At 53.3% G+C, this 25,424-nt stretch carries 22 protein-coding genes; 8 read left to right on the top strand and 14 right to left on the bottom strand.

Going from position 1 to position 25,424, the window contains the following annotated elements:
• Positions 1-2: 2 nt before the first annotated feature.
• The 9 genes from bamA to rpsB all read right to left on the bottom strand — a co-directional run bounded on the left by bamA (position 3) and on the right by rpsB (position 10,217).
• Positions 3-2,420: an outer membrane protein assembly factor BamA gene (gene bamA, locus AAHF05_RS04025; protein ID WP_129323897.1), complete on the bottom strand. Its 2,418-nt coding sequence runs from the start codon at positions 2,418-2,420 to the stop codon at positions 3-5.
• A 29-nt stretch (positions 2,421-2,449) separates the two neighbouring features.
• The gene (gene rseP / locus AAHF05_RS04020) at positions 2,450-3,802 is read right to left on the bottom strand and encodes a sigma E protease regulator RseP (RefSeq protein WP_129323898.1); all 1,353 of its coding nucleotides are present in this window, start codon (positions 3,800-3,802) and stop codon (positions 2,450-2,452) included.
• Positions 3,803-3,813: 11 nt separating this feature from the next.
• The gene (gene cdsA / locus AAHF05_RS04015) at positions 3,814-4,671 is read right to left on the bottom strand and encodes a phosphatidate cytidylyltransferase (RefSeq protein WP_028018297.1); all 858 of its coding nucleotides are present in this window, start codon (positions 4,669-4,671) and stop codon (positions 3,814-3,816) included.
• A 12-nt stretch (positions 4,672-4,683) separates the two neighbouring features.
• Positions 4,684-5,442 carry a (2E,6E)-farnesyl-diphosphate-specific ditrans,polycis-undecaprenyl-diphosphate synthase gene (ispU, locus tag AAHF05_RS04010; protein WP_028018298.1) on the bottom strand — a complete coding sequence of 253 codons (759 nt, stop codon included), beginning with the start codon at positions 5,440-5,442 and terminating at the stop codon, positions 4,684-4,686.
• 186 nt (positions 5,443-5,628) lie between these two features.
• Complete coding sequence (gene ispC, locus AAHF05_RS04005; RefSeq protein ID WP_129323899.1) at positions 5,629-6,828, bottom strand: 1-deoxy-D-xylulose-5-phosphate reductoisomerase; 1,200 nt, start codon at positions 6,826-6,828, stop codon at positions 5,629-5,631.
• Positions 6,829-6,921: 93 nt separating this feature from the next.
• The gene (frr, locus tag AAHF05_RS04000) at positions 6,922-7,479 is read right to left on the bottom strand and encodes a ribosome recycling factor (protein ID WP_028018300.1); all 558 of its coding nucleotides are present in this window, start codon (positions 7,477-7,479) and stop codon (positions 6,922-6,924) included.
• 167 nt (positions 7,480-7,646) lie between these two features.
• A complete protein-coding gene (pyrH, locus tag AAHF05_RS03995; protein WP_008501910.1) occupies positions 7,647-8,372 on the bottom strand; it encodes a UMP kinase in 726 nt (241 codons plus the stop codon).
• Positions 8,373-8,522: 150 nt separating this feature from the next.
• Positions 8,523-9,374 carry a translation elongation factor Ts gene (gene tsf, locus AAHF05_RS03990; protein ID WP_014830708.1) on the bottom strand — a complete coding sequence of 284 codons (852 nt, stop codon included), beginning with the start codon at positions 9,372-9,374 and terminating at the stop codon, positions 8,523-8,525.
• A gap of 117 nt (positions 9,375-9,491) precedes the next feature.
• Positions 9,492-10,217 carry a 30S ribosomal protein S2 gene (gene rpsB / locus AAHF05_RS03985; RefSeq protein WP_003856207.1) on the bottom strand — a complete coding sequence of 242 codons (726 nt, stop codon included), beginning with the start codon at positions 10,215-10,217 and terminating at the stop codon, positions 9,492-9,494.
• A gap of 321 nt (positions 10,218-10,538) precedes the next feature.
• Here rpsB and map point away from each other — a divergent pair, with 321 nt between their 5' ends.
• The 4 genes from map (at position 10,539) to AAHF05_RS03965 (ending at position 15,430) form a co-directional block, all read left to right on the top strand.
• Positions 10,539-11,333 (top strand): type I methionyl aminopeptidase, encoded by a 795-nt coding sequence (gene map, locus AAHF05_RS03980; RefSeq protein ID WP_028018301.1) that lies wholly within the window; start codon positions 10,539-10,541, stop codon positions 11,331-11,333.
• A gap of 63 nt (positions 11,334-11,396) precedes the next feature.
• A complete protein-coding gene (gene glnD, locus AAHF05_RS03975) occupies positions 11,397-14,072 on the top strand; it encodes a bifunctional uridylyltransferase/uridylyl-removing protein GlnD (protein ID WP_129323900.1) in 2,676 nt (891 codons plus the stop codon).
• A 32-nt stretch (positions 14,073-14,104) separates the two neighbouring features.
• Complete coding sequence (gene dapD / locus AAHF05_RS03970; RefSeq protein WP_008501915.1) at positions 14,105-14,929, top strand: 2,3,4,5-tetrahydropyridine-2,6-dicarboxylate N-succinyltransferase; 825 nt, start codon at positions 14,105-14,107, stop codon at positions 14,927-14,929.
• A 111-nt stretch (positions 14,930-15,040) separates the two neighbouring features.
• The gene (locus AAHF05_RS03965; RefSeq protein WP_008501916.1) at positions 15,041-15,430 is read left to right on the top strand and encodes a DUF3461 family protein; all 390 of its coding nucleotides are present in this window, start codon (positions 15,041-15,043) and stop codon (positions 15,428-15,430) included.
• A 59-nt stretch (positions 15,431-15,489) separates the two neighbouring features.
• Here AAHF05_RS03965 and AAHF05_RS03960 read toward each other — a convergent pair whose 3' ends face one another.
• The 3 genes from AAHF05_RS03960 to dgt form a co-directional block, all read right to left on the bottom strand.
• Complete coding sequence (locus tag AAHF05_RS03960) at positions 15,490-16,647, bottom strand: CdaR family transcriptional regulator (protein WP_028018303.1); 1,158 nt, start codon at positions 16,645-16,647, stop codon at positions 15,490-15,492.
• Positions 16,648-16,793: 146 nt separating this feature from the next.
• Positions 16,794-18,230, bottom strand: a complete 1,437-nt coding sequence (degP, locus tag AAHF05_RS03955) for a serine endoprotease DegP (RefSeq protein ID WP_032666893.1) — start codon at positions 18,228-18,230, stop codon at positions 16,794-16,796.
• A gap of 131 nt (positions 18,231-18,361) precedes the next feature.
• Positions 18,362-19,876 (bottom strand): dGTPase, encoded by a 1,515-nt coding sequence (dgt, locus tag AAHF05_RS03950; protein WP_129323901.1) that lies wholly within the window; start codon positions 19,874-19,876, stop codon positions 18,362-18,364.
• A gap of 83 nt (positions 19,877-19,959) precedes the next feature.
• Here dgt and mtnN point away from each other — a divergent pair, with 83 nt between their 5' ends.
• From mtnN to AAHF05_RS03935, 3 genes are read left to right on the top strand one after another with little or no spacing between them, the layout of a single operon-like run.
• A complete protein-coding gene (mtnN, locus tag AAHF05_RS03945; RefSeq protein ID WP_028018306.1) occupies positions 19,960-20,658 on the top strand; it encodes a 5'-methylthioadenosine/S-adenosylhomocysteine nucleosidase in 699 nt (232 codons plus the stop codon).
• Positions 20,651-21,451, top strand: coding sequence for a vitamin B12 ABC transporter substrate-binding protein BtuF (btuF, locus tag AAHF05_RS03940; RefSeq protein ID WP_129323902.1), 801 nt, complete (start codon positions 20,651-20,653; stop codon positions 21,449-21,451). The genes mtnN and btuF overlap by 8 nt, the downstream gene beginning before the upstream one ends.
• Positions 21,452-21,478: 27 nt before the next feature.
• On the top strand, positions 21,479-22,102 hold the full coding sequence (locus AAHF05_RS03935; RefSeq protein ID WP_028018308.1) for a TRIC cation channel family protein: 624 nt from the start codon (positions 21,479-21,481) through the stop codon (positions 22,100-22,102).
• A 38-nt stretch (positions 22,103-22,140) separates the two neighbouring features.
• Here AAHF05_RS03935 and erpA read toward each other — a convergent pair whose 3' ends face one another.
• Positions 22,141-22,485, bottom strand: coding sequence for an iron-sulfur cluster insertion protein ErpA (gene erpA, locus AAHF05_RS03930; protein ID WP_013095643.1), 345 nt, complete (start codon positions 22,483-22,485; stop codon positions 22,141-22,143).
• Between the two features lie 79 nt (positions 22,486-22,564).
• Positions 22,565-23,965, bottom strand: a complete 1,401-nt coding sequence (gene clcA, locus AAHF05_RS03925) for a H(+)/Cl(-) exchange transporter ClcA (RefSeq protein WP_129323903.1) — start codon at positions 23,963-23,965, stop codon at positions 22,565-22,567.
• A 176-nt stretch (positions 23,966-24,141) separates the two neighbouring features.
• Between clcA and hemL the strand changes: the two genes are divergently transcribed.
• Positions 24,142-25,422, top strand: coding sequence for a glutamate-1-semialdehyde 2,1-aminomutase (gene hemL / locus AAHF05_RS03920; RefSeq protein ID WP_128348530.1), 1,281 nt, complete (start codon positions 24,142-24,144; stop codon positions 25,420-25,422).
• Positions 25,423-25,424 lie beyond the last annotated feature (2 nt).

Here is a 25,424-nt window from a genome sequence, read left to right as displayed (position 1 = left end):
TATTACCAGGTTTTACCAATGTTAAACTGGAATTGCTCCGACTTATCTCCATCATATTTCTTAAACGGCTGGGCGTAAGAGAAGACCAACGGCCCCAGCGGTGACATCCATTGTAATGCGATACCGGCAGACATGCGAATATTGCTCGGATCGCTGTAGTCAGGAATACCTTCCGCTCGCATCTGGGCAGTATTCTGCCAGTTGGTATCCCACACAGTACCTGCATCCCAGAAGAAGGACGTACGGACTGAGTTCGCATATTTATCACTGATAAACGGCGTTGGCGTGATGAACTCCAGGCTGGCAACTGCCATGGCGTTACCGCCCACAGCATCATTGGAGCTACAAACGTCGGAAGTCGAGGACTTATTACAATTATCTTTGTCGTTTCCGCCGTAGTAGACCGCTTTCGGACCAATGTTGTTGGACTGGAAGCCACGAACGGTGCTGGAACCACCGGCATAGAAGTTTTCATAGAATGGCAGTTCCTTGCCACCCAGACCATCACCATAGCCCCAACGGGTACGACCCAGAACCACCCACTTGTGGTCGTCATCAATTGGGAAGTAAGACGCGGTATCCAGCGTGACCTTATAGAACTCGTTATCGGAACCCGGTACGGTCACTTTACCGTTCAGGTTGACACGAGAACCTTCCGTCGGGAAGTAACCACGGTCAAGACGGTTATAGGTCCAGCCGTAGTTAAAGGTGAAGTCATCCGCGGCAAAGCCGTTGTCATGACCGCTTTTGCTGGTTGGCTGGCCAATAGAGTCCAGATAACGCCACATCGCCACCTGCGGTTGCATGTTGGACAGGTCGTTATGCACGTAACCTAAGCCCGCACGCAGCGTGTTGTATTCGTTGACAGGGAAGCCAAGCGTACCATCTGCACCGTAACTCTTGTTGGTGTAAGAGGACAGATCCGCGTTGTCAGCTTTAAAGTCGTTATAGAAGATACGACCGCCCAGGCTCACACCGTCTACGGTGAAGTATGGGTTAGTGACAGAGAACTCAGAGTAGGTCTGGTAGTCGTTTTTGGTACCATTAATACCAACAGAGTAACCCGTACCCAGCCAGTTATCCTGCTGTACACCAACCTGGAAGCTCACGCCGCTTTCAGTACCGTAGCCCACACCAAAGTTGAAGCTACCGGTGTTACGCTCTTTCACTTTATAGACGACATCAACCTGATCCGGGCTACCTGGCACGCGCTGGGTATCCGTATCTACGGTTTCAAAATAACCCAGACGGTTCAGACGCTCTTTCCCCTGATCAACGAGGTCGCTACCCAGCCATGCGCCTTCCATCTGACGCATTTCGCGGCGCAAAACGGAATCTTTGGAGGTGTCGTTACCGACGAAGCGGATCTTACGCACGTAGAAACGGTTACCCGCATCAACATTCACATGCAGCTTAACGGTTTTATCCGCGTCGTTAATTTCCGGCTGTGTTTGTACGCGAGGATAGGCATAACCATAGCGGCCGAGCAGCTTCTTAATGCTGTCTTCCATTTTGGTCACTTTAGAACCACTGTACAGATCGCCTGGCTGAATTTTGGTCAGCGATTCGATCTCAGCAGAATGCCCCGCCAGGTTGCCACTTACTTCAACACCCGAAAGCTTATATTGTTCGCCTTCAGTGATGTTAATCGTAATGTAGATCCCTTTCTTGTCCGGCGTCAGACTGACCTGGGTCGAGTCAATGTTGAAACGGGCATAACCACGATCCAGATAGTAGCTGCGCAGGGTCTCAAGGTCGCCCGCCAGTTTCTGTTTCTGGTATTTACGATCGCCCACCACGTTCCACCACGGCACTTCATCGCGCAGCTGGAAGGTCGAGATCAGTTCGTCGGTGCTAAACGCGTGGTTGCCGACAATGTTGATCTGTTGGATCTTCGCAGAAACACCTTCCTGGAAGACCAACTTCAGGTCAACACGGTTACGTGGCAGAGGTGTTACCACTGCTTTCACGCTGGCACTGTATTTACCCACGCTGTAGTAGAAGTCTTCCAGACCTTTCTCAATGTCTGAAAGGGTTGTGCGGTCCAGAGACTCGCCCACACGAACACCCGATGCTTCAAGGTTTTGCTTGAGCATGTCATCTTTCACCGACTTGTTACCGGAGAAAGTGATACTGGCAATCGTTGGACGTTCTTTTACCTGTACCAGCAGCGTATCACCATCGCGCAGGACGCGGACATCCTCGAAGTTGCCCGTGGCAAACAGAGCACGGATGGTGTTACTGATATCATCATCATTGACCGTATCGCCGGGGCGTACAGGCATACTGAGGAGGGCCGCACCAACGGCGACACGCTGGAGGCCTTCGAAATGAATGTCTTTCACTACGAACCCGTCAGCACCGTATACGGTGGCGCTGCTAAACAGCAGCGACGCTATGAGCAACTTTTTCATCGCCATCGTTATTATGCGTTCTTCCTAACACTCTCTTACAACCGAGAGAAATCATTGAAAAGTGCAAGCCCCATTAACAGCACCAGCAAAATCGAGCCAATGCGATAACTAAAGTCTTGAACTCGCTCGGATACCGGTCCGCCTTTTAGCTTTTCAATCGCTAAAAACAGCAGATGACCCCCGTCTAAAACGGGAAGCGGGAACAGGTTGATTATCCCAAGGTTCACGCTAATCAGCGCGAGGAACATGAGATAGTAAATCACCCCGAATTCCGCTGACATCCCAGCCCCCTGAGCAATCGAAATTGGCCCACTGAGGTTGTTCAGTTTCACATCACCGGTTATCAATTTCCCCAACATGTTGACCGTCAGCTTCATCAGTTGCCATGTTTTATCCGTGGCTTCAAGGATGGCGCTGAACGGTCCATACTGGCGTATTGTCTTGTACTCATCTGGCAGCGGGATCACTTTTGGCACAACGCCTGCAAACCCTTCTGCCTTTTTGCCGACCGACTTCGTATCCGGGAACAGCGTCAGCGAAAGCGGACTACCTTTCCTCTCAACTTCCAGTGCGAGGGACGTTCCCGGATTATCGCGCACCAGAGTAACAAAGGTCATCCACTCTGTTAATGGTTGACCATCGACTTTAACGATCCTGTCGCCCGCTTGCAAACCCGCTTTGCTCGCCGCCGAATTTGCCTGTACTTCGGCTAACACTGGCTCAATCTGAGCGCCACGTGGACGAATGCCCAGTGCAGCGACGGGATCTTCTTTGTCTGGCTCGAAACGCCAGTGACGTAAATCGAGCACTTTGTCCTGACGCGTGTCAGAACCAAACGGCGATACGCTGATGGTTGTCTGCTGATCACCAATTTTGGCTACCAGTTGCAGTCGCACGGCATCCCAATCAGGGGTTTCGATGCCATCAATCGCTTTAAGTTCCATCCCTGACGTAATTTGCGCACTCGCCGCGATGGAATTGGGGGCAATTTCACCTACCACAGGGCGCACGCCGGGAACGCCAATGATAAACACCAGCCAGTAAGCGAAAATAGCAAAGATGAAGTTGGCTACCGGTCCGGCAGCGATGATGGCGGCGCGCTGTCCAACCGTTTTGTTGTTGAATGCGCTGTGTCGTAATTCAGGTGCGACAGGCTCAACGCGCTCGTCGAGCATTTTAACGTAGCCGCCCAGCGGGATAAGGGCGATGACAAATTCCGTACCGTGACGGTCGGTGCGCGTCCAGAGTGATTTACCGAAACCGATGGAAAATCGCTCTACCCGCACACCACAACGGCGAGCAACCCAGAAATGGCCAAATTCATGCACGGTAATCAGTACACCCAGTGCAACAATGAACGCCGCCAGATTCCAGAGAATGCTCAGCATAAAACCTTCCGTTAAATCGTCCCAAATACCAGTAAAAGCAAGCAAGCAAATACCGGAACAGCCGCTGTCAGGCTATCAATGCGATCCAGTATACCGCCATGCCCTGGAATCAGGTGTCCGCTGTCCTTAATCCCTGCTTCACGCTTAAACATACTCTCGGTTAAATCACCGAGCACTGAGGCAAGCGCAGCAAAAATCGAGCACACCAGCAGTATTGACGGTGCCACTTCCAGATTCGCCCAGACGCCGTAGCCCCAGGAGATAATCGCTGCCGTAAACAAGCCACCGATGAAGCCTTGCCAGGTTTTACCCGGGGAAACCTTCGGCGCCAGTTTATGTTTGCCAAACAGTTTACCAAACATATAGGCCCCGGAGTCAGCCCCCCAGACGAGAATCATCACATAAAGCAGCCAGATCGCGCCGCTGTAGTGGTTTTCGTCATAGTGCCAGGCACGCAGTGCGACCATACCCCAGAAAAATGGAACAATCGTGAGCAAACCAAAAATAAGCCGCAGCACTTTTGAATTACGCCAGATTGCCGCAGAGCCGGGGTAAAAAAGCACCAGCAGCAGAGCAGCAACCCACCAGGCCAGCGATACCCACAGGGAACCAGCAACCAGCGGTTGATGAATATCATGATGATATTCAGGCAACGTAAACAGCATTATGGCCAGGATAAAGCCACAGAGTACCGCAAGCCATACTCGCTGACTGCGTGAGGTAAAGCCGCTAAACTGTCCCCATTCCCACGCGGCGAGCATACAGACCACCAGCGTAACAATAGCGAATCCCACTGGGGGCAGTAAAAACAGCGCCGCAATGACAATGGGTATTAATACAAAAGCGGAAATCAGGCGATACTTCAGCAAAAGCTACCCCCATCAGGCTTTGTCGCCACCAGGCTCGGTGCCGCCGAAACGACGCTCTCGATTGGCAAAGGCATGCAGCGCACCTTCAAAGTCTTGTTCATCAAAATCGGGCCAAAGAACATCCGTAAAGTAAAGTTCGGCATAGGCAATTTGCCATATCAAAAAGTTACTTATGCGATGTTCCCCCCCTGTCCTAATTACCAAATCCACAGGTGCCTGTTCATTCATGCAGATTTGCTTGTTCAGCGCCTCTTCATCAATTTGGTCGGGTCTCAACAGCCCTTCCTGAACCTGTTCGGCAAGATGCCGAACGCCCTGGATAATATCCCAGCGTCCGCCGTAATTCGCCGCAATATTGAGCGTCAGACCCGTATTATTCTCAGTCAGCGCTTCTGCTTTACGAATCCGTTCCTGCAAACGTGAGTTAAAACGACTGGTATCGCCAATGATACGCAGGCGGACGTTGTGGCGGTGCAGGCTTTTTACTTCGCTGTCGAGCGCCCACACAAACAATTCCATCAACGCGGTCACTTCCTGCGGAGGTCGATTCCAGTTTTCACTGCTAAAAGCATAGAGCGTTAACGCATCAATGCCGTTATTGGCGGCAAAAGAAACGGCGCGGCGAACAGATTTCGCCCCAGCTTTATGCCCAAAGGCTCGTATCTTCCCTTGTCTTTTCGCCCAGCGGCCATTGCCATCCATAATGATTGCTACATGACGACAGCCATGAGCTGGCAAGTTTTCGCTTATTGGTTGATTCGCAGACAACATAACGCGTTTTTTGTCCCTGAAAAGGATTTAACGGTACTCAGGAATACTGAAGCCTATACATAAAAAAGCCGTGTCAAACCACGGCTTACCTGACCACATTAAGTCAAATACCTGCGATCAGGTGGCGCAGACTATATCACTGAAGCCCAACGCTAACAAATAGCACGACGACTAGTGCTTGCTTTATCACCAGCTTGCGGGACGTGTCACCTGTTTACGCGCAATATCACGAGCCGCTGTATCTACCGCCAGCACCTCGTCCACACTTTGTGGTTCACGCAAATCCATCATTTCCAGTACCGATAAATTCAACGCTGCAATATCGGTAAAGCGGATCTGCTGATTCAAAAATGCTTCAACGGTAATTTCATTAGCTGCATTCAGTGCCGTCGTCGCCGCCTGCCCCTGGTCAAAGGCATGCATCGCAAGCTTCAGACACGGATAGCGATCGTAATCCGGTTCGCTAAATGTCAGAGAACTTAACTTGCAGAAATCAAGCGGCTTCACGCCAGATTTCACTCGATTTGGCCACGCCATGGAATGGGCAATTGGCGTACGCATATCCGGCTCGCCCAACTGTGCCAGCACACTGCCATCCTGATAGCGCACCATCGAGTGAATCACCGATTGCGGGTGGATCAGTACTTCCATCTGTTTCGCAGACGCATTAAACAGCCAGCGCGCTTCAATGTATTCCAGACCTTTATTCATCATGGTGGCAGAGTCAACGGAGATTTTACGCCCCATTGACCAGTTCGGATGACGGCACGCCTGATCCGGCGTCATTGCGCTCAGTTCAGACAGTGGCGTTTCGCGGAACGGGCCACCAGACCCGGTAAGCAGAATAGACACCACACCATTCTGCTCGAGGTCAGCGTACCCCAGGTTCTGTTGAAAAGGTTGCGGTAAACTCTGAAAAATCGCGTTGTGCTCGCTATCGACCGGTAAAAGACGCGCCCCGCGCTGCTTCACCGCTTCCATAAACAAGCGTCCGCAGGTAACCAGAGACTCTTTATTGGCTAGCAGAACATCCTTACCGGCATCAATTGCGGCAAGTGTTGGCAACAGCCCAGCCGCTCCGACGATGGCCGCCATAACCTGGTCAACCTCATCCAGCGCAGCCATCTCACAAGCTGCCTGTTGTCCACTCAGAACCTCGGTTCGACAGCCCTTTTCACGCAGTTGCACTTTCAGTAGACGCGCACTCTCTTCGTCATCCATCACTGCATAGCGGGGTGAAAACTCCAGGCACTGCTCGACCATTCGCTGCACATTCTTACCGGCCACCAGCGCTGTCACGCTATAAAGTTCAGGATTATGGCGAACGACGTCGAGAGTACTGCAACCGATAGAGCCGGTTGAGCCGAGGAGTGTTAAATGCTTCATGAGATGCCCGAAAAGTTAGACCAGATAAAAGCAAAACGCCGCCAGCAAGACCCGAAGTCCCTCTGAACGGCGTTTATCAGTGTACGACAGAAATCAGAACTGCATCAGTTCCGCTTCTTTATCTGCCAGCGCCGCATCAATTTTCTTGATGGCAGCATCAGTCATTTTCTGAACATCGTCCTGTGAACGACGATCGTCATCTTCACTGATCTCTTTTTCTTTCAGCAGCGCTTTGACTTTATCGTTCGCGTCGCGACGTACGTTACGAACGGAAACGCGACCCTGCTCAGCTTCGCCACGAACGACTTTGATCAGGTCTTTACGACGCTCTTCCGTCAGCGGAGGCAGTGGAACGCGGATATCAGCGCCCGCAGAGCTTGGGTTCAGACCGAGGTCAGACGCCATGATCGCTTTCTCAACGGCCGGGCCCATAGAACGATCGAATACGTTGATTTTCAGCGTACGGGTATCTTCAACCGTCACGCTTGCCAGCTGACGCAGAGGGGTTGGCGTACCGTAGTATTCTACGATGATGCCATCCAGCAGGCTTGGGGAAGCACGGCCAGTACGGATTTTGCTGATTTGGGTTTTGAACGCTTCTACGCATTTTTCCATGCGTACTTCAGCATCTTTTCTGATGTCGTTAATCACGTTACGAATCCTTGAAAACTTGTCTCAGGCAGACTATCCGCCAGCACAGCGCTACAGGTGTGCTAAGTATAGTCGCGTTTAATTCATGACAACGCCAAAGGCGCGCCCGGGTAAGATACCACTACAAAATAAAGCGGAATCTTACCTGTATTTAGCGTCAACGGAAATTATTCCGTGATCAAAGTGCCTTCTTTTTCACCCATGACCACGCGACGCAGTGCGCCTGGCTTGTTCATGTTGAAGACACGGATCGGCAGTTTGTGGTCGCGAGCCAGCGTGAAGGCGGCAAGATCCATCACTTTCAGCTCTTTATCCAGCACTTCGCTGTAGCTCAGCTGATCGTACATGGTGGCAGAAGGATCTTTTGCCGGGTCGGCAGTAAACACGCCGTCAACTTTGGTCGCTTTCAGTACCACATCGGCTTCGATCTCGATACCGCGCAGGCAGGCAGCGGAATCGGTTGTAAAGAACGGGTTACCCGTACCGGCGGAGAGGATCACCACGCGGTTGTTGCGCAGCAGGCTAATCGCTTCTGCCCAGCTGTAATTATCGCATACGCCATTCAGTGGAATCGCGGACATCAGGCGGGCATTCACATAGGCGCGATGCAGTGCATCACGCATTGCCAGGCCATTCATGACGGTTGCCAGCATACCCATGTGGTCGCCCACAACGCGGTTCATCCCCGCTTTCGCCAGACCAGCACCACGGAAAAGGTTGCCACCGCCAATGACCACGCCAACCTGGATACCCAGTTCGACCAGTTCTTTGATTTCCTGTGCCATGCGATCAAGGATGCTTGCGTCAATACCGAAGCCTTCCGATCCCTGCAGTGCTTCGCCACTCAGCTTAAGCAGAATGCGTTTGTACACGGGTTTTGCATTGGTAGCCATGTTTCTTTCCTGAGACTGTCAACGATTAAGATGGGGGTTAATTCTGGCGACATGATATGCCGCAAATCAGCACAGTGATACTGGAGCCTGTCTGATTTTCTGTGACGGGTGACAAAAAGAAGCCGCCCTCAGGCGGCTCCTTTTCAATCATTAAGACTGCTTGGACATTGCAGCAACTTCTGCTGCGAAGTCAGTCTCAACTTTCTCGATGCCTTCGCCCACTTCGAAGCGGATGAAGCCAGTTACGTCAGCGTTGTGCTCTTTCAGCAGCTGAGCAACAGACTTGCTTGGATCCATTACGAATGGCTGGCCAGTCAGAGAAACTTCGCCGGTGAATTTCTTCATGCGGCCTTCAACCATTTTCTCTGCGATTTCTTTTGGTTTACCAGACTGCATCGCGATGTCCAGCTGAACCTGGTACTCTTTCTCTACCACTTCAGCAGACACGTCTTCTGGCTTAACGAATTCTGGTTTGCTTGCAGCGATGTGCATAGCCAGCTGTTTAACCAGCTCTTCGTCAGCACCTTTAGCAGCAACCAGAACGCCGATACGCGCACCGTGCTGGTAAGAGCCCAGAACGTCACCTTCCAGAGAAGCAACACGACGGATGTTGATGTTCTCACCGATTTTAGCAACCAGCGCAACACGTTCTTCTTCGAACTGTGCTTTCAGAACTTCAACGTCAGTGATTTTGCCAGCAACTGCAGCGTCCAGAACTTTGTTAGCAAATGCCTGGAAACCACCATCTTTAGCAACGAAGTCAGTCTGGCAGTTAACTTCCAGAATGATGCCGTAAGTGCCGTCGATTTTAGTGATGATCACGCCGTCAGCAGCAACGTTGCCTGCTTTTTTAGCTGCTTTGATCGCACCGGATTTACGCATGTTTTCGATTGCCAGCTCGATGTCGCCGTTCGCTTCAGTCAGCGCTTTTTTGCAATCCATCATGCCTGCGCCAGTACGCTCGCGCAGCTCTTTTACCAGGGATGCGGTAATTTCAGCCATTCTTAAATCCTCGGGAGATGTGAACTGCCCGGCCTGCGGCCAAACAGTGTAAATTGAAAAAAGGGGCCGATAATGGGCCCCTATTCATACACGGTACTAATAAGGGGTGAAACCTTATTATTCAGCTTCTACGAAGCTTTCTTCCGCCTGAGAAGCCAGATCCTGGGAACGGCCTTCACGAACGGTAGCAGCTACAGCGCTCAGGTACAGGCTAACAGCACGGATTGCGTCGTCGTTACCCGGGATAACGAAGTCAACACCGTCCGGATCGGAGTTGGTATCAACGATAGCGAATACCGGGATACCCAGGTTGTTAGCTTCTTTGATTGCGATGTGCTCGTGGTCTGCATCGATTACGAACAGCGCGTCTGGCAGGCCGCCCATATCTTTGATACCGCCCAGGCTGTTTTCCAGCTTGTCCAGCTCACGAGTGCGCATCAGCGCTTCTTTCTTAGTCAGCTTGTCGAAAGTACCGTCCTGAGACTGGGTTTCCAGATCTTTCAGGCGTTTGATTGACTGACGAACAGTTTTCCAGTTAGTCAGCATGCCGCCCAACCAGCGATGGTTCACGAAGAACTGGTCGCAGCTGTTAGCAGCATCTTTCACAGCTTCGCTTGCAGCGCGCTTAGTACCAACGAACAGAATCTTACCTTTACGGGAAGAGATCTTGTTCAGCTCAGCCAGGGCTTCGTTGAACATTGGTACAGTTTTCTCAAGGTTGATGATGTGAACTTTGTTACGTGCGCCGAAGATGAAAGGCTTCATTTTCGGGTTCCAGTAACGGGTCTGGTGACCAAAGTGAACACCAGCCTTGAGCATGTCGCGCATGGAAACAGTTGCCATGTTTAAAACCTCTATATTGAAAGTTGGGGTTATGCCTCCACGTATCCCATATTACCGACCCCGAAGGGCACCCCGGAATATGTGCCGATACGTGTGTGTTGTTACACAAAGTGAGATTTGTCGCTTCCGTCCAGCTTGTGTATCTGAGATGGATCGGAAGTCCGGCGCGCTTTATACCACAAAACACGACCAGAAACCAACAGTTGTTGGCGGAGTGTGCTGTTAATGATTCTCAATTTGGCACGAGGTGTGCCTGACTGATACCATTGGCGACACTTAGACTAGTATTGTCGAAAAAATCGACACCGATGGACAGATTACATGGCTATCTCTATTAAGACACCTGAAGAAATTGAAAAGATGCGCGTCGCCGGTCGTCTGGCCGCGGAAGTGCTGGAAATGATCGAGCCGTTCGTGAAGCCGGGCGTCAGCACCGGTGAACTGGACCGCATCTGTAACGACTATATTGTGAACGAGCAGCATGCGGTATCCGCCTGCCTCGGCTACCACGGTTTCCCGAAATCCGTCTGCATTTCTATTAATGAAGTGGTTTGCCACGGTATTCCGGACAACGAAAAACTGCTCAAAGATGGCGACATCGTCAACATCGACGTGACGGTCATTAAAGATGACTACCACGGTGACACCTCTAAGATGTTCATCGTTGGCAAGCCAACCATTTTGGGCGAGCGTCTGTGTAAAGTGACGCAAGAGAGCCTCTACCTGGCGCTGAAAATGGTTAAACCGGGTATTCGCCTGCGTACCATTGGTGCCGCGATTCAGAAGTTCGTGGAAGCGGAAGGGTTCTCCGTCGTTCGCGAATACTGCGGTCACGGCATTGGCCGTGTGTTCCACGAAGAACCGCAGGTTCTGCACTATGATGCAGATGATGGCGGCGTAGTGCTGCAAAAAGGCATGACCTTCACCATCGAGCCGATGGTCAACGCCGGTGACTACCGCATCCGCACCATGAAAGATGGCTGGACGGTGAAAACCAAAGACAGAAGCTTGTCTGCGCAGTACGAGCATACTATTGTGGTAACAGACAACGGCTGCGAAATTATGACGTTGCGCAAGGATGACACTATCCCGGCGATACTGACGCACGATGAATGATAAAAAAGCCGGCAAATGCCGGCTTTTTTAATGGCTATAGCTTTTTCTTATGGGTGGCGCACGATGAGTAATCTTTTACCCGAACAGTATGCTAACACAGCACTTCCCACCCTCCCCGATCAGCCCGATAACCCGGGCGTATGGCCGTCGCACGAGCTGACCTGCGCGCATATTAAAGCCCATATGGATGTTTTCCATCGCTGGCTGGGTAGTGCGTTCGACGCAGGCGTATCAGCCGAGCAGCTCATTGAAGCGCGCACCGAATTTATCGACCAGTTGCTGCAGCGCCTGTGGATCGATTACGGTTTTGGGCAAATCAGTGACATTGCACTGGTTGCCGTTGGGGGCTATGGCCGCGGTGAGCTGCATCCGCTTTCCGACATTGATTTACTGATCTTAAGTCGCAAAAAACTGCCGGACGAACAGGCTCAAAAAATTGGCGAACTGCTGACCCTGCTCTGGGATGTGAAGCTGGAAGTCGGCCACAGCGTACGCACTCTTGAAGAGTGCCTGCTGGAAGGGTTATCTGACCTGACCGTCGCCACCAACCTGATTGAAACCCGCCTGCTGATAGGCGACGTGGCGCTGTTCCTGGAGCTACAAAAACATATTTTCAGTGACGGTTTCTGGCCGTCAGAAAAGTTCTTCGCCGCGAAGGTTGAGGAACAAAACCAGCGCCACCAGCGCTACCACGGCACCAGCTATAATCTGGAGCCTGATATCAAAAGCAGCCCCGGCGGTCTGCGCGACATCCACACCCTGCAGTGGGTGGCCCGTCGCCACTTCGGCGCGACCTCGCTGGATGAGATGGTGGGCTTTGGCTTTTTAACCGAAGCCGAGCGTAACGAATTAAATGAGTGTCTGCACCTGCTGTGGCGCATTCGCTTTGCCCTGCATCTGGAGCTTAATCGCTACGATAACCGCTTGCTGTTTGACCGTCAGCTCAGCGTAGCTCAGCGTCTGAATTACCAGGGCGAAGGCAACGAGCCGGTTGAACACATGATGAAGGATTTCTTCCGCGTCACCCGCCGCGTTACCGAACTGAACCAGATGCTGTTGCAGCTATTCGATGAGGCAATTCTGGCCCTGACGGCAGATGAAAAGCCCCGCCCTATCGACGACGAGTTCCAGCTGCGCGGCACCCTTATCGACCTGCGCGACGAAACGTTATTTATCCGCGAACCGGAAGCGATCCTGCGCATGTTTTACACCATGGTGCGTAACAGCGCGATCACCGGGATCTACTCCACCACTCTGCGCCATCTGCGCCATGCGCGCCGCCATTTGACGCAGCCGCTGTGCTATATCCCGGAAGCGCGTTCGCTGTTCCTGAGCATGCTCCGCCACCCGGGTGCCGTCAGCCGCGGCTTGCTGCCGATGCACCGCCACAGCGTGCTGTGGGCCTATATGCCGCAGTGGTCACACATTGTCGGGCAGATGCAGTTTGATCTGTTCCACGCCTACACGGTAGATGAACACACGATCCGCGTGATGCTCAAGCTGGAGAGCTTTGCCAGCGAAGAGACGCGATCTCGCCATCCGTTGTGCGTGGAATTGTGGCCGCGCCTTACTCATCCGGAATTGATCCTGATTGCTGCCCTGTTCCACGATATCGCCAAAGGTCGCGGCGGTGACCATTCGGTGCTGGGTGCCCAGGACGTGCTCAAATTTGCTGAACTGCACGGTCTGAACTCACGTGAAACACAGCTGGTCGCCTGGCTGGTACGCCATCATCTGCTGATGTCGGTCACCGCGCAGCGTCGAGATATTCAGGATCCTGAAGTGATCAAGCAGTTCGCGGAAGAGGTGCAAACGGAAAACCGTCTGCGTTATCTGGTCTGCCTGACGGTGGCGGATATTTGTGCCACCAACGAGACGTTGTGGAACAGCTGGAAGCAAAGCCTGCTTCGCGAGCTGTACTTTGCCACCGAAAAACAGCTGCGCCGCGGGATGCAAAATACCCCGGACATGCGCGAGCGTGTGCGCCACCACCAGTTGCAGGCACTGGCTCTGCTGCGGATGGATAACATTGATGAAGAAGCACTGCATCAGATCTGGGCGCGCTGTCGTGCTAACTATTTTGTTCGCCACAGCCCAAATCAGCTTGCCTGGCATGCGCGGCATCTGCTGCAACATGATTTGTCGCAGCCAATGATCCTCCTCAGCCCGCAAGCCACGCGCGGTGGCACGGAGATTTTCATCTGGAGCCCGGACCGACCTTATCTGTTTGCCGCCGTCTGCGCCGAACTGGACAGGCGTAATCTGAGCGTTCACGACGCGCAGATTTTTACCACCCGCGACGGCATGGCGATGGATACCTTCATTGTGCTGGAACCGGACGGCAGCCCGCTGTCGTCGGACAGGCACGAAGGAATACGCTTCGGTCTGGAACAGGCCATCACCCAGCGCAGCTGGCAACCTCCGCAGCCGCGTCGTCAGCCTGCAAAATTACGCCACTTTACCGTCGATACCGAAGTCAATTTTCTGCCGACCCACACCGACCGTAAATCGTTCCTGGAGCTGATTGCGCTCGACCAGCCAGGGCTGCTCGCCCGTGTCGGCCAGGTTTTTGCCGATCTGGGAATTTCGCTTCACGGGGCCAGAATTACAACCATTGGCGAGCGAGTAGAAGATTTATTTATAATCGCCACCGCAGACCGGCGTGCCCTTAATAATGACCTGCAACTTGAAGTGCAACAACGGTTGACAGCAGCCCTCAATCCAAACGATAAAGGGTGACGTGTTTTTTAGTGAAATGGAAAGAGTAAACAATGCAGCAGTTACAGAACGTTATTGAGTCCGCTTTTGAGCGTCGCGCCGAGATCACCCCGGCCAATGTGGATACCGTGACCCGTGAAGCGGTAAACCAGGTTATTTCCCTGCTGGATTCCGGCGCATTGCGTGTGGCAGAAAAAATCGACGGTCAGTGGGTCACTCATCAATGGCTGAAGAAAGCCGTGCTGCTCTCTTTCCGTATCAACGATAACCAGGTTATCGACGGAGCAGAAAGCCGCTACTTCGATAAAGTGCCAATGAAATTCGCTGACTATGACGAAGCGCGTTTCCAGAAAGAAGGTTTCCGCGTGGTTCCACCAGCGGCAGTTCGTCAGGGTGCTTTTATCGCGCGCAACACCGTGCTGATGCCATCCTACGTGAACATCGGTGCCTACGTTGACGAAGGTACCATGGTGGATACCTGGGCTACCGTTGGCTCCTGCGCGCAGATCGGTAAGAACGTTCACCTGTCCGGCGGCGTCGGTATCGGTGGCGTCCTGGAGCCACTGCAGGCTAACCCAACCATCATCGAAGACAACTGCTTCATCGGCGCGCGCTCAGAAGTGGTTGAAGGTGTGATCGTGGAAGAAGGCTCTGTGATCTCCATGGGCGTTTACATCGGCCAAAGCACCCGTATCTACGACCGTGAAACCGGCGAAGTGCATTACGGTCGCGTTCCGGCGGGCTCCGTGGTGGTTTCCGGCAACCTGCCGTCAAAAGATGGCAAATACAGCCTGTACTGTGCGGTTATCGTGAAGAAAGTCGATGCGAAAACTCGTGGCAAAGTTGGCATCAACGAACTGCTGCGCACCATCGATTAATCGGGTATAACAAAAAGCGGGGGCAACCCCGCTTTTTTTATATCTGAGGGTGGCGAAAATAGATTTTTTCGTTAATTATTCAAAGGTTATGTTGAGATCAAGGGTACCGCTATGTACGATAATCTGAAAAGTCTGGGCATTACCAATCCTGATGAAATTGATCGTTACAGCCTCCGTCAGGAAGCCAATAACGATATTCTGAAAATCTATTTTCACAAGGACAAAGGAGAGTTTTTCGCCAAGAGCGTAAAGTTTAAATATCCACGCCAGCGTAAAACCGTCGTCGCTGACGGTGTAGGACAAGGGTACAAAGAAGTTCAGGAAATCAGCCCTAACCTGCGCTACGTGATCGATGAACTCGATCAGATCTGCCAGCGCGACCGCACTGAAGTCGATCTCAAGCGTAAGATCCTCGACGATTTGCGTCACCTTGAAAGCGTTGTGACGAATAAGATCAGCGAGATTGAAGCGGATCTTGAGAAATTAACGCGGAATAAATAATTCAGGTGCGGCCTGTTGCCCTCACCCCAGCCCTCTCCCACAGGGAGAGGGTGAAACTCTTATCTCTGCTCATCCAGTTGCAGCGCCACATACAGTAGCAGTCTGTCGTCAAAACTCCCCAAATCCAGCCCCGTCAGCTCCGAAATCCGGTTAAGCCGGTATTCAAGAGTATTGCGATGAATAAACAGCGCTTTCGAGGTCGCCAGCGGCTGCACGTTATGACGAAACCACGCCTGTAGCGTCCGGCGCAGTAAGCCATTGTTGTCCATGGCCTTCAGGCGCGCTAATGGCCGTGCCAGCTCATTAGCCTGCCAGCCCCCGCGCAGGCTGTCGAGCAGCACCGGCAGCATCAGATCCTGATAAAAATAACTGCGGCTTTCCGGCATCCGCTGCTTGCCCACCATCATGGTGGTGCGTGCAGTACGCCAGGAGCGGGCAATGCTGCCCGGTCCGGTAAAGTAATTGCCCAGCGCAACGCGAAAACGCAGTTGACCATTTTCCTTCATCCGGGAGATCAGCAGCTCCACGCGACGACGATGATCGTCCGCATCCCAGCGGCCGAAAGCATTGAGCGCCGGTTTGAGTACCACCATTTCCGTCAGAGATACGATTGCCACCAGGTTATCGCGCTCCGGCGTCGCCAGCGCATTTTGTAGCTGCTGCAGCTCAACCATCGCACTGTCGACCCCAAGCTGGCCGCTATCGACCTCAATCACTGCCACCACACGCGGCTGGTTCAGATCAATCCCCAGACGCTGCGCCCATTCGCTCAGTGCCGGCGTATGTTCTTCCGCCTGGATCAGATTCATCACCAGCTCTTCACGCAGGCGGCTGTCCTGGGCGAGCAGGTGCATCAGGCGCGACTGTTCCAGCATCATCTCTGCCGTCATGCAGACCAGCTCGCCGTATTTACGCAGGGACTCCGGCTCGCCGGTCAGGCCTATTACTCCCACAATCTCGCCTTCAAGGCGCAGCGGCAAATTAATGCCCTGACGGACGCCGTGCAGGTGTTTCGCTACCGCATCGTCGATATCCACGACCCGCCCCTGGGAGAGCACCAGCAACGCACCTTCGTGCAATTCACCAATACGCTCACGATCGCCGCTACCAATAATGCGCCCACGAGCATCCATTACGTTGATATTGGTATCAATGATTCGCATGGTGCGCGCCACAATATCCTGCGCCATTTTGGTATCAAGGTGCCAGCCAGCCATGTAACCCTCCTCTGAGCAGAGCTCAAGCATAGGGAAGTTCAGCGGCGGCTGCATTGTGCGAATGCACAAAGAGAGAGGAAGATATATGGAGTTGTGGTAAGAGTCACAGAAACGAGAAAGCCCCTGCGTACAGGGGCTTTAGAGGATTACTGCATCAGCAGGTAGAGAGAGGTATCCCCACGCTGGATATTCAGCGCCAGCACGGAAGGCTTGCTGTCGAGAATTTTGCGCAGTTCAGCAATGTTTTTCACCGGCTGCTGGTTAGCACCCATGATGACATCACCTTTTTTCAGGCCGATACGTGCAGCCGGTGAATTCGCTTTCACGTTGTTCACCACCACACCTTTATCCGCACCTTTATTGCTCATCTCGGCACCTTCAATACCGCTGAAGATGGTGCTGGAATCCACCTGATTCTGGCTGCTCTGCTGAAGTTCCAGGCTCACATTAACCGGCTTACCGTCACGCAGCAGGCCAAGGGTCACTTTGCTGCCAATCGGCATAGAGCCCACTTCCGCACGCAGGGCGGCAAAGCTGCTGATCGGTTTACCGTTCAGAGAGGTGATCACATCCCCCGCTTTAATACCCGCTTTTGCCGCAGAGGAGTTCGGCATCACCTGGCTGACGAATGCCCCACGCTGAGCGTCAACTTTCATCGCCTTAGCCAGTTCGGAGTTCAGTTCCGTACCGAGGATACCGAGCTCACCGCGTTTCACCTGGCCGTACTGCACCATCTGCGCTGTCAGGTTTTTCACCATGTTACTTGGAATAGCAAAGCCGATACCGATGTTGCCACCGTCCGGCGCCAGGATCGCGGTGTTGATCCCGATCAGTTCACCGTTCAGGTTAACCAGCGCACCGCCGGAGTTACCGCGGTTGATCGCCGCATCCGTCTGGATGAAGTTTTCGTAGTTTTCCGCATTCAGACCGCTGCGACCAAGAGCGGAGACGATACCCGAGGTGACGGTTTCACCCAGACCGAACGGGTTACCGATCGCCACAGTGTAGTCACCCACGCGCAGCGCGTCGGAGTCGGCAATTTTAATCGCCGTCAGGTTTTTCGGATCCTGAATCTGGATCAGCGCGATATCAGAGCGCGGATCTTTACCCACGACTTTTGCATCGAATTTACGGCCGTCGCTCAGCTGAACTTTAATGGTGCTGGCGTTATCAACAACGTGGTTGTTCGTCACCACGTAGCCTTTCGCCGCATCAATAATCACCCCAGAACCAAGCGCCATGAATTTCTGCTGCTGGCCGCCGCCCTGGCTGTCATCCCCAGCGCCACCGCCCTGACAGAACGGAGAGCTCTGGAATGGCGAACCGTCCTGGCAGAATGGTGAGTTGTCACCAAAGAACTGCTGGAAGTTACGCGGCATACGCGGCGTGTTGACGGTCGTGCTGCCCTCAACGTTAATACTCACCACCGATGGCATCACTTTTTCGAGCATCGGTGCCAGGCTTGGCATCTGCTGCGCGGTTGCTGACGACGACGCGGTCTCGGCTGCCGTAGCCGTCAGAGGAGACAGCGCTAAACCTAAACTCAGAGCCAGTGCACTCATTGCTAATGTGGTTTTTTTCATGTTTCTCAATCTCGATTTACAGGTAACGCATAATTGCTGTGTAACTCAGATTCGTTTTATACCGCTTAGTTCCGGCGATAAGTTTATGGAAAAGGTAAAAATTTATTGGCCGTCTTTACAAAACTCAGCGTTTATTCCACAGCCATGAGCTTGCGGTATTCATCCCAGGCATACAAATCTGTCATACCGCTGATATAGTCCTGGATAAGACGACAGCGATAATAATATTCCATCACTGGCCATTGGGGAGAATGGCGATCCAGCTTACCGACCGCTTCAACATACGCCAGCCGATGACGGGTTGAGAGTTTCTGATAAAGGCGGGATTCGATGGGTATTCCACGCACGCGTTCTTTTTCCACCAGTTCACTGAACTCATCGACCGATAACTGAAGCAATGGAGAGTAAATTTCCAGTAACCCACTGATCACCCTGTATCCCTGTAGCTCTAGCTGTTCGACATCCGGATGGCTAAATACATGTCGCATTGCCACATGCTTATAAAGCTCAAGGAGTTGACTGAAACTGCTGTCATCTTCCAGCAGCGCGTGATTGAATTCCCCGCTGAAAATTAGTGGCAAATTATCAATAAAACGCGACGCGGCATACGGCACCAGTTTATTTAGTGTATTGACCCGTAAATACATAAAGAACTGATCTTCCGTGCTGCGGCTTAACGTATTTGAGCGCGATTTCTCCCAGGCGTTTTCGACAACCTGAGCAAACAACGACCCTTTTTCATGCTTTCCCCAGGCAGTATAAAGATGCTGATAAAGCTCCTCGACGCTGAATATTCTTTTCTCAACGGCATCTTCAAGGTCGGCAACACAATAGGAAATATCGTCTGCGGCTTCCATAATCCAGGTTAATGGAAAACGGCCGTTTGGCGTCAATGAGAGTTCTTTACGTAGCCGTTCAATATATGCTTCTTCAGAAAGGTAATAGCCCGGCTTTTTCATCAAATAGCTGTGGGATGCAGGCGTCTCTCCCATCCACCAGGCAGGACGCGTATATTTCAGGATACAGCCGACCTGTGCCCAGGTCAGGTTCATACGCATCAGGGAATGGACCAGTCTGATCCCCTGCGCATTACCTTCGAAGTGACACAGATCCTGGCGCACTTTGCGACGCAGATCGTTCAGCCCCTCTTCGCCTTCGCGCAGGCATAAATCGCGTACGATGCAGCGGTCATCACTAAGCGGCTGGCTTACCGCATCCGAAGGGTAAAGTCGTTGTTTAAACCAGTCATTGATTGCCGCTTCACCAAAGTGACCAAACGGCGGGTTGCCGATGTCATGCATCAGGCAGGCCATCTCAACGATGCTCTCAAAGGGGCCTGTCAGTTCGTCCAGCCCATAGGTTTCCAGCAAACGTTGCTCTTTGAGACGGCTCAAAATCTCTTTGGCAATGTAACGGCCAACCTGCTGCACTTCCATTGAGTGGGTTAAGCGCGTGCGCACTGCAGCGTTACGTTCAAGCGGAAATACCTGAGTCTTTTGCTGCAGACGACGGATGGCGGGCGAGTTAATGATCCGCCCGCGATCGCTTTCGAAGATACGCAGGATCTCATGTTCGGTCTTGTCGCCCTGCGGCGAACGGAAACGTCGGTGCCAGTTAATTTTGGTGCGAAAATCGATCTGCGCCATGTGCTCCCCCGCGTGAGAAATGCGCTTCCACTAAAGCCCATGATAGACTATGCATCTTAACAAGGCACATCGCGAGTAAATCTATGAAAATCGGCATTATTGGTGCAATGGAAGAAGAAGTTACGCTGCTGCGTGACAAAATTGAGAACCGTCAGACGCTCTCTCTGGGGGGTTGTGAGATCTACACCGGCCAACTGAACGGTGTTGACGTGGCTCTGCTGAAATCAGGCATCGGTAAAGTGGCTGCTGCACTGGGTGCAACCCTGTTGCTTGAGCGCTGCAAGCCAGACGTGATCGTTAACACTGGCTCTGCGGGCGGTCTGGCACCGTCGCTGAAAGTAGGTGATATCGTCGTCTCCGACGAAGCACGTTACCACGATGCTGACGTCACCGCGTTCGGCTATGAGTACGGCCAGCTCCCGGGTTGCCCGGCAGGGTTTAAAGCTGACGATAAACTGATTGCGGCGGCAGAAACCTGCATTGCCGAGCTGAACCTCAACGCTGTGCGTGGTCTGATTGTGAGCGGTGATGCCTTCATCAATGGTTCTGTAGGCCTGGCAAAAATCCGTCATAATTTCCCACAGGCCGTTGCCGTTGAGATGGAAGCAACCGCGATCGCTCACGTCTGCCATAACTTCAACGTACCGTTTGTGGTAGTTCGCGCTATCTCTGACGTTGCAGATCAGCAGTCTCACATCAGCTTCGACGAGTTCCTGACCGTTGCGGCAAAACAGTCCACCGTGATGGTGGAACGCCTGGTGCAGAAACTGGCACGTGGCTAAACATACCGTCAGGGCGCTGGCCGCCCTGCTTCTGCTTACGCCGGTATGGCTCTATGCTGTGCCGCGCGTGATTACACTCTCTCCCGCCAACACCGAACTGGCGTTTGCCGCCGGGATCACGCCCGTTGGCGTAAGTAGCTTTTCAGATTACCCCCCGCAAGCGGCAGGTATTGAACAGGTTGCGACCTGGCAGGGAATGAACCTTGAGCGCATCGTCGCACTTAAACCGGATCTGGTGCTGGCGTGGCGTGGCGGTAATGCCGAGCGGCAGGTCAACCAGCTCACCTCGCTTGGGATCAACGTAACATGGATTGATGCCGTGAGCATTGAACAAGTCGCTCAGGCACTACGCTCTCTCGCCCCTTATAGCCCAACGCCCAAAAAAGCCGAGAGCGCGGCGAAACAGATGCTCAGCGACTATGCCGCGCTAAAATCGCGATACGACACTCCAGTTAAAAAGCGCATCTTCCTGCAGTTTGGTAGCCAGCCGCTGTTCACCACCGGTAAAGGCTCAATTCAGAATCAGGTGCTGGAAGTTTGCGGCGGTGAAAATATCTTTGCTGCCAGCCGGGTACCGTGGCCTCAGGTCAGCCGAGAACAGGTACTGGCACGCCAGCCACAGGCCATTGTCGTGGTCGGAAATGCGAGCGAGATTCCTAAAATTGAACAATTCTGGCGAAACCAGCTAAAAATTCCGGTGATCCCACTCAACAGTGACTGGTTTGAACGCGCCAGCCCGCGTATTATCCTCGCCGCAAAACAGCTCTGTGCCGCGCTGGCAGAGAGTCACTAACATAAGACCCTGTTCGAGGATTTAACGATGCTCGTCTATTGGCTGGATATTCTTGGCACAGCCGTTTTTGCTATCTCCGGTGTTCTGCTGGCCGGGAAACTACGCATGGATCCGTTTGGCGTGCTGGTACTGGGCGTTGTGACCGCCGTTGGCGGCGGGACTATCCGCGATATGGCGCTGGCGAATGGCCCCGTGTTTTGGGTAAAAGATCCCACCGACCTGGTGGTGGCGATGGTTACCTGCCTGTTAACCATCGTCCTGGTGCGTCAGCCCCGCAGATTACCAAAATGGATACTTCCGGTGCTGGACGCCGTCGGCCTGGCCGTGTTTGTGGGTATTGGGGTCAATAAAGCCTTCAATGCGGGAACAGGCCCGATGGTGGCAATCTGCATGGGGGTCTTAACCGGCGTCGGCGGCGGGATCATTCGCGATATTCTGGCGCGTGAAGTGCCGATGATTCTGCGTACCGAGATCTATGCTACGGCCTGCATTATTGGCGGGATTGTTCACGCCACGGCGTACTACACCTTTGCTGTTCCGCTGGAAAACGCTGCCATGCTGGGCATGGTGGTGACGTTGGGAATACGTTTAGCGGCGATACGTTGGCATCTGAAGCTGCCGACGTTTGCGCTGGATGATAATGGAAGATAAAAGCAAAACGGTAACCGTCAGGTTACCGTTTTTGGTCATCAGATGCTGAACGACGAACCACATCCGCAGGTGCTGGTTGCATTCGGGTTGGTCACAACAAAGCGTGAACCTTCCAGACCTTCAGTGTAATCCACCGAACCGCCTACCAGATATTGCAGGCTCATCGGGTCAACCACCAGCGCAACGCCCTGCTTCTCGATAGTCATATCGCCATCGTTAACCTGGTCGTCAAAGGTAAAACCATACTGGAAGCCGCTGCAGCCGCCACCGGTAATATAGACACGCAGTTTCAGATCCGGATTGTCTTCATCGGCAATCAGGGTTTTCACTTTGTTGGCTGCTGCTTCGGTAAATTCCAGCGGCAGCGCTACGTCATCACTCATCTTATGCTCCCATGAATACTGCTATTGGGCAAAATTCACCCAATTCTTTATGTCATTATCTAATACCCTGGTATTTCATTCAAGTATTCTGCATGGCCGCCCGTTCAGCCTCTTGTTTTGCCAGGGTACGCGCCAGGATGGTGGAGTATAGCGGTTTTCCACCCAGGAATTGGGCTAATAGTGTCGCGCCGAGGCAGGTAATGATCATTGGCAAAATGAGCTGGTAATTATCCGTCATTTCCAGCACCAGCACGATGCCGGTCAACGGCGCGCGCAGGGATGCGGCCAGCAGCGCACCCATTCCGGCCACCGCAAACGTCCCGGCATCCAGATGATAAGCCGGGAAACCCGCTTCAGCCGCCATTCCAAACGCGGTTCCCAGCAGCGTGCCCAGTGCCAGCATTGGCGCGAAAATCCCGCCGGGTGCGCCGGACGAGAAGCACAGCACCGTCGTGATGACTCTAGAAATAAACATAAACAGCAGCAGACCCACGCTGAAATTCCCTGCCGCCGCGATGGGAATCAGCCCGAAGCCGCCGCCGGCGGCATTGGGTTCAATAAACCCGAGTACGCCACACATTCCACCCAGCAGGCCGCCCATCAGCACCCATTTGGTGGTATTTCCGCCGTGAATGCGCTGGAACATATCCTGAGCACGGAGGATAAAGGTGTTAAACAGCGGTCCCACCACGCCGAAAATCATGCCGAGGATCAGGTAAAGCCACAGGGTATTAACCGGCGCGTTGGTCAGTTTACCTACCTCAATGACCGCGCCCTCGCCATTGAAGATGCGAAAAACGATGCTCGACATAATGACGCCAGTAAACACCGCTTTAATCGAAATCAGGTTGTAGCGAAACTGCGCGCGCATCTCTTCGATGATAAACAGGATCCCCGCCAGCGGCGCGTTAAACGCTGCCGAAAGCCCCGCCGCCGCGCCGGTTGCCAGCAGCGTATGGCGCGCTTCGGCGCTACGCATCCGAAACAGATCGCCCACCATGCGGCCGACGTTCCCGCCCAGTTGTACGGTTGGCCCTTCTCGCCCCAGAACCATGCCCGCCCCGAGCGTTCCCATACCCCCGATAAATTTTACCGGGATGACGCGCCACCAGCGCACCGGGCGTAACTCTTCCAGCGCACCTTCAATTTCCGGGATCCCTGAGCCGCCAGCTTCAGGAGCAAATTTGCGCACCAGAAAGTAACCCACCATGGCAAACAGCGCCGACAGTCCGAACGCCCATACCCAAACCAGCCACCGACTATCGGCGAAACCGGCTACGGTGCCAACTCGCCAGTTCAGTACCGCATTGACCGCTTTTTCAAATAGTACACCCACCAGCCCGGCGACTGTACCGACCACGGCCGCAGCCAGCAGAATAGCCAGCGGGGTTTTATCGCGATTGAGCAAACGCCGAATGCTAATACGGTGCTGTATGCGTCTGAACTGTTGTTCTTCAAAAGTGGGGATGTCTGCTTTCATTACCGTTTCTTATCGTCATACAAATAGCCCCAGGGATTCTACCAGAGTGCGCCATGTCATCCCGTGAAAAATACTTAACAATTGTTTAGGAATGAAAGAGGCAAAAATTTCATTACCTTCCGCGGATCACTTAGAATAGTGTGCTTAATCATTTTATACGAACCAGGAACGACGCCATGAGCAAGTCTGAAAACCTCTACAGTGCAGCCCGCGAGCTTATTCCGGGTGGCGTGAACTCACCTGTACGCGCCTTTACCGGCGTTGGCGGCACGCCGCTGTTTATCGAACGTGCTGACGGCGCGTATCTGTATGATGTCGATGGCAAAGCCTACATTGATTATGTCGGTTCCTGGGGACCGATGGTACTGGGGCATAACCACCCTGCTATTCGTAACGCGGTGATTGAAGCGGCTCAGCGTGGCCTGAGCTTCGGCGCGCCAACCGAGATGGAAGTGAAAATGGCGGAGCTGGTGACTGAACTGGTGCCCACCATGGACATGGTGCGCATGGTGAACTCCGGTACCGAAGCCACCATGAGCGCCATCCGTCTGGCGCGTGGTTTTACTGGCCGCGACAAAATCATCAAGTTTGAAGGCTGCTACCACGGCCACGCGGACTGCTTGCTGGTAAAAGCGGGCTCCGGCGCGCTGACCCTCGGCCAGCCAAACTCTCCGGGTGTACCGGCTGATTTCGCAAAGCACACGCTAACCTGTACCTATAACGATCTGGATACCGTTCGCGCAGCGTTCGAGCAATATCCACAGGAGATCGCCTGCATTATCGTTGAGCCCGTTGCGGGCAACATGAACTGCATCCCACCGCAACCTGATTTCCTGCCGGGCCTGCGCGCACTGTGTGATGAATTCGGCGCGCTGCTGATCATTGACGAAGTGATGACCGGCTTCCGCGTAGCGCTGGCGGGTGCCCAGTCCTATTATGGCGTTGAGCCTGATCTGACCTGCCTCGGCAAAATCATCGGCGGCGGTATGCCAGTCGGTGCATTCGGTGGCCGTAAGGATGTGATGGAAGCCCTGGCACCAACAGGCCCGGTTTACCAGGCGGGTACGCTCTCCGGTAACCCGATCGCGATGGCTGCGGGCTTCGCCTGCCTGACCGAGGTGGCTCAGCCAGGTATTCATGAGACCCTGACTGACCTCACCACTCAGCTGGCAAACGGTCTGCTGGAAGCCGCCGAAGAAGCGGGTATCCCGCTGGTGGTGAACCATGTGGGTGGGATGTTCGGAATTTTCTTCACCGACGCGAAAACCGTCACCTGCTATCAGGATGTGGTGAAATGTGACGTCGAGCGCTTCAAGCGCTTCTTCCACCTGATGCTGGAAGAAGGGGTATACCTGGCTCCGTCAGCGTTCGAAGCAGGCTTTATGTCCGTGGCGCACAGCGAAGACGATATCAATAACACCATCGACGCGGCGCGTAAGGTGTTCGCGAAGCTCTAAGG

Origin of the sequence: Enterobacter adelaidei, from assembly GCF_041937165.1 — a bacterium.
Classification (GTDB): domain Bacteria; phylum Pseudomonadota; class Gammaproteobacteria; order Enterobacterales; family Enterobacteriaceae; genus Enterobacter; species Enterobacter adelaidei.
The sequence above is the reverse complement of the archived record's forward strand: the minus strand, read 5'-3'. Positions and strand labels throughout refer to the sequence as shown.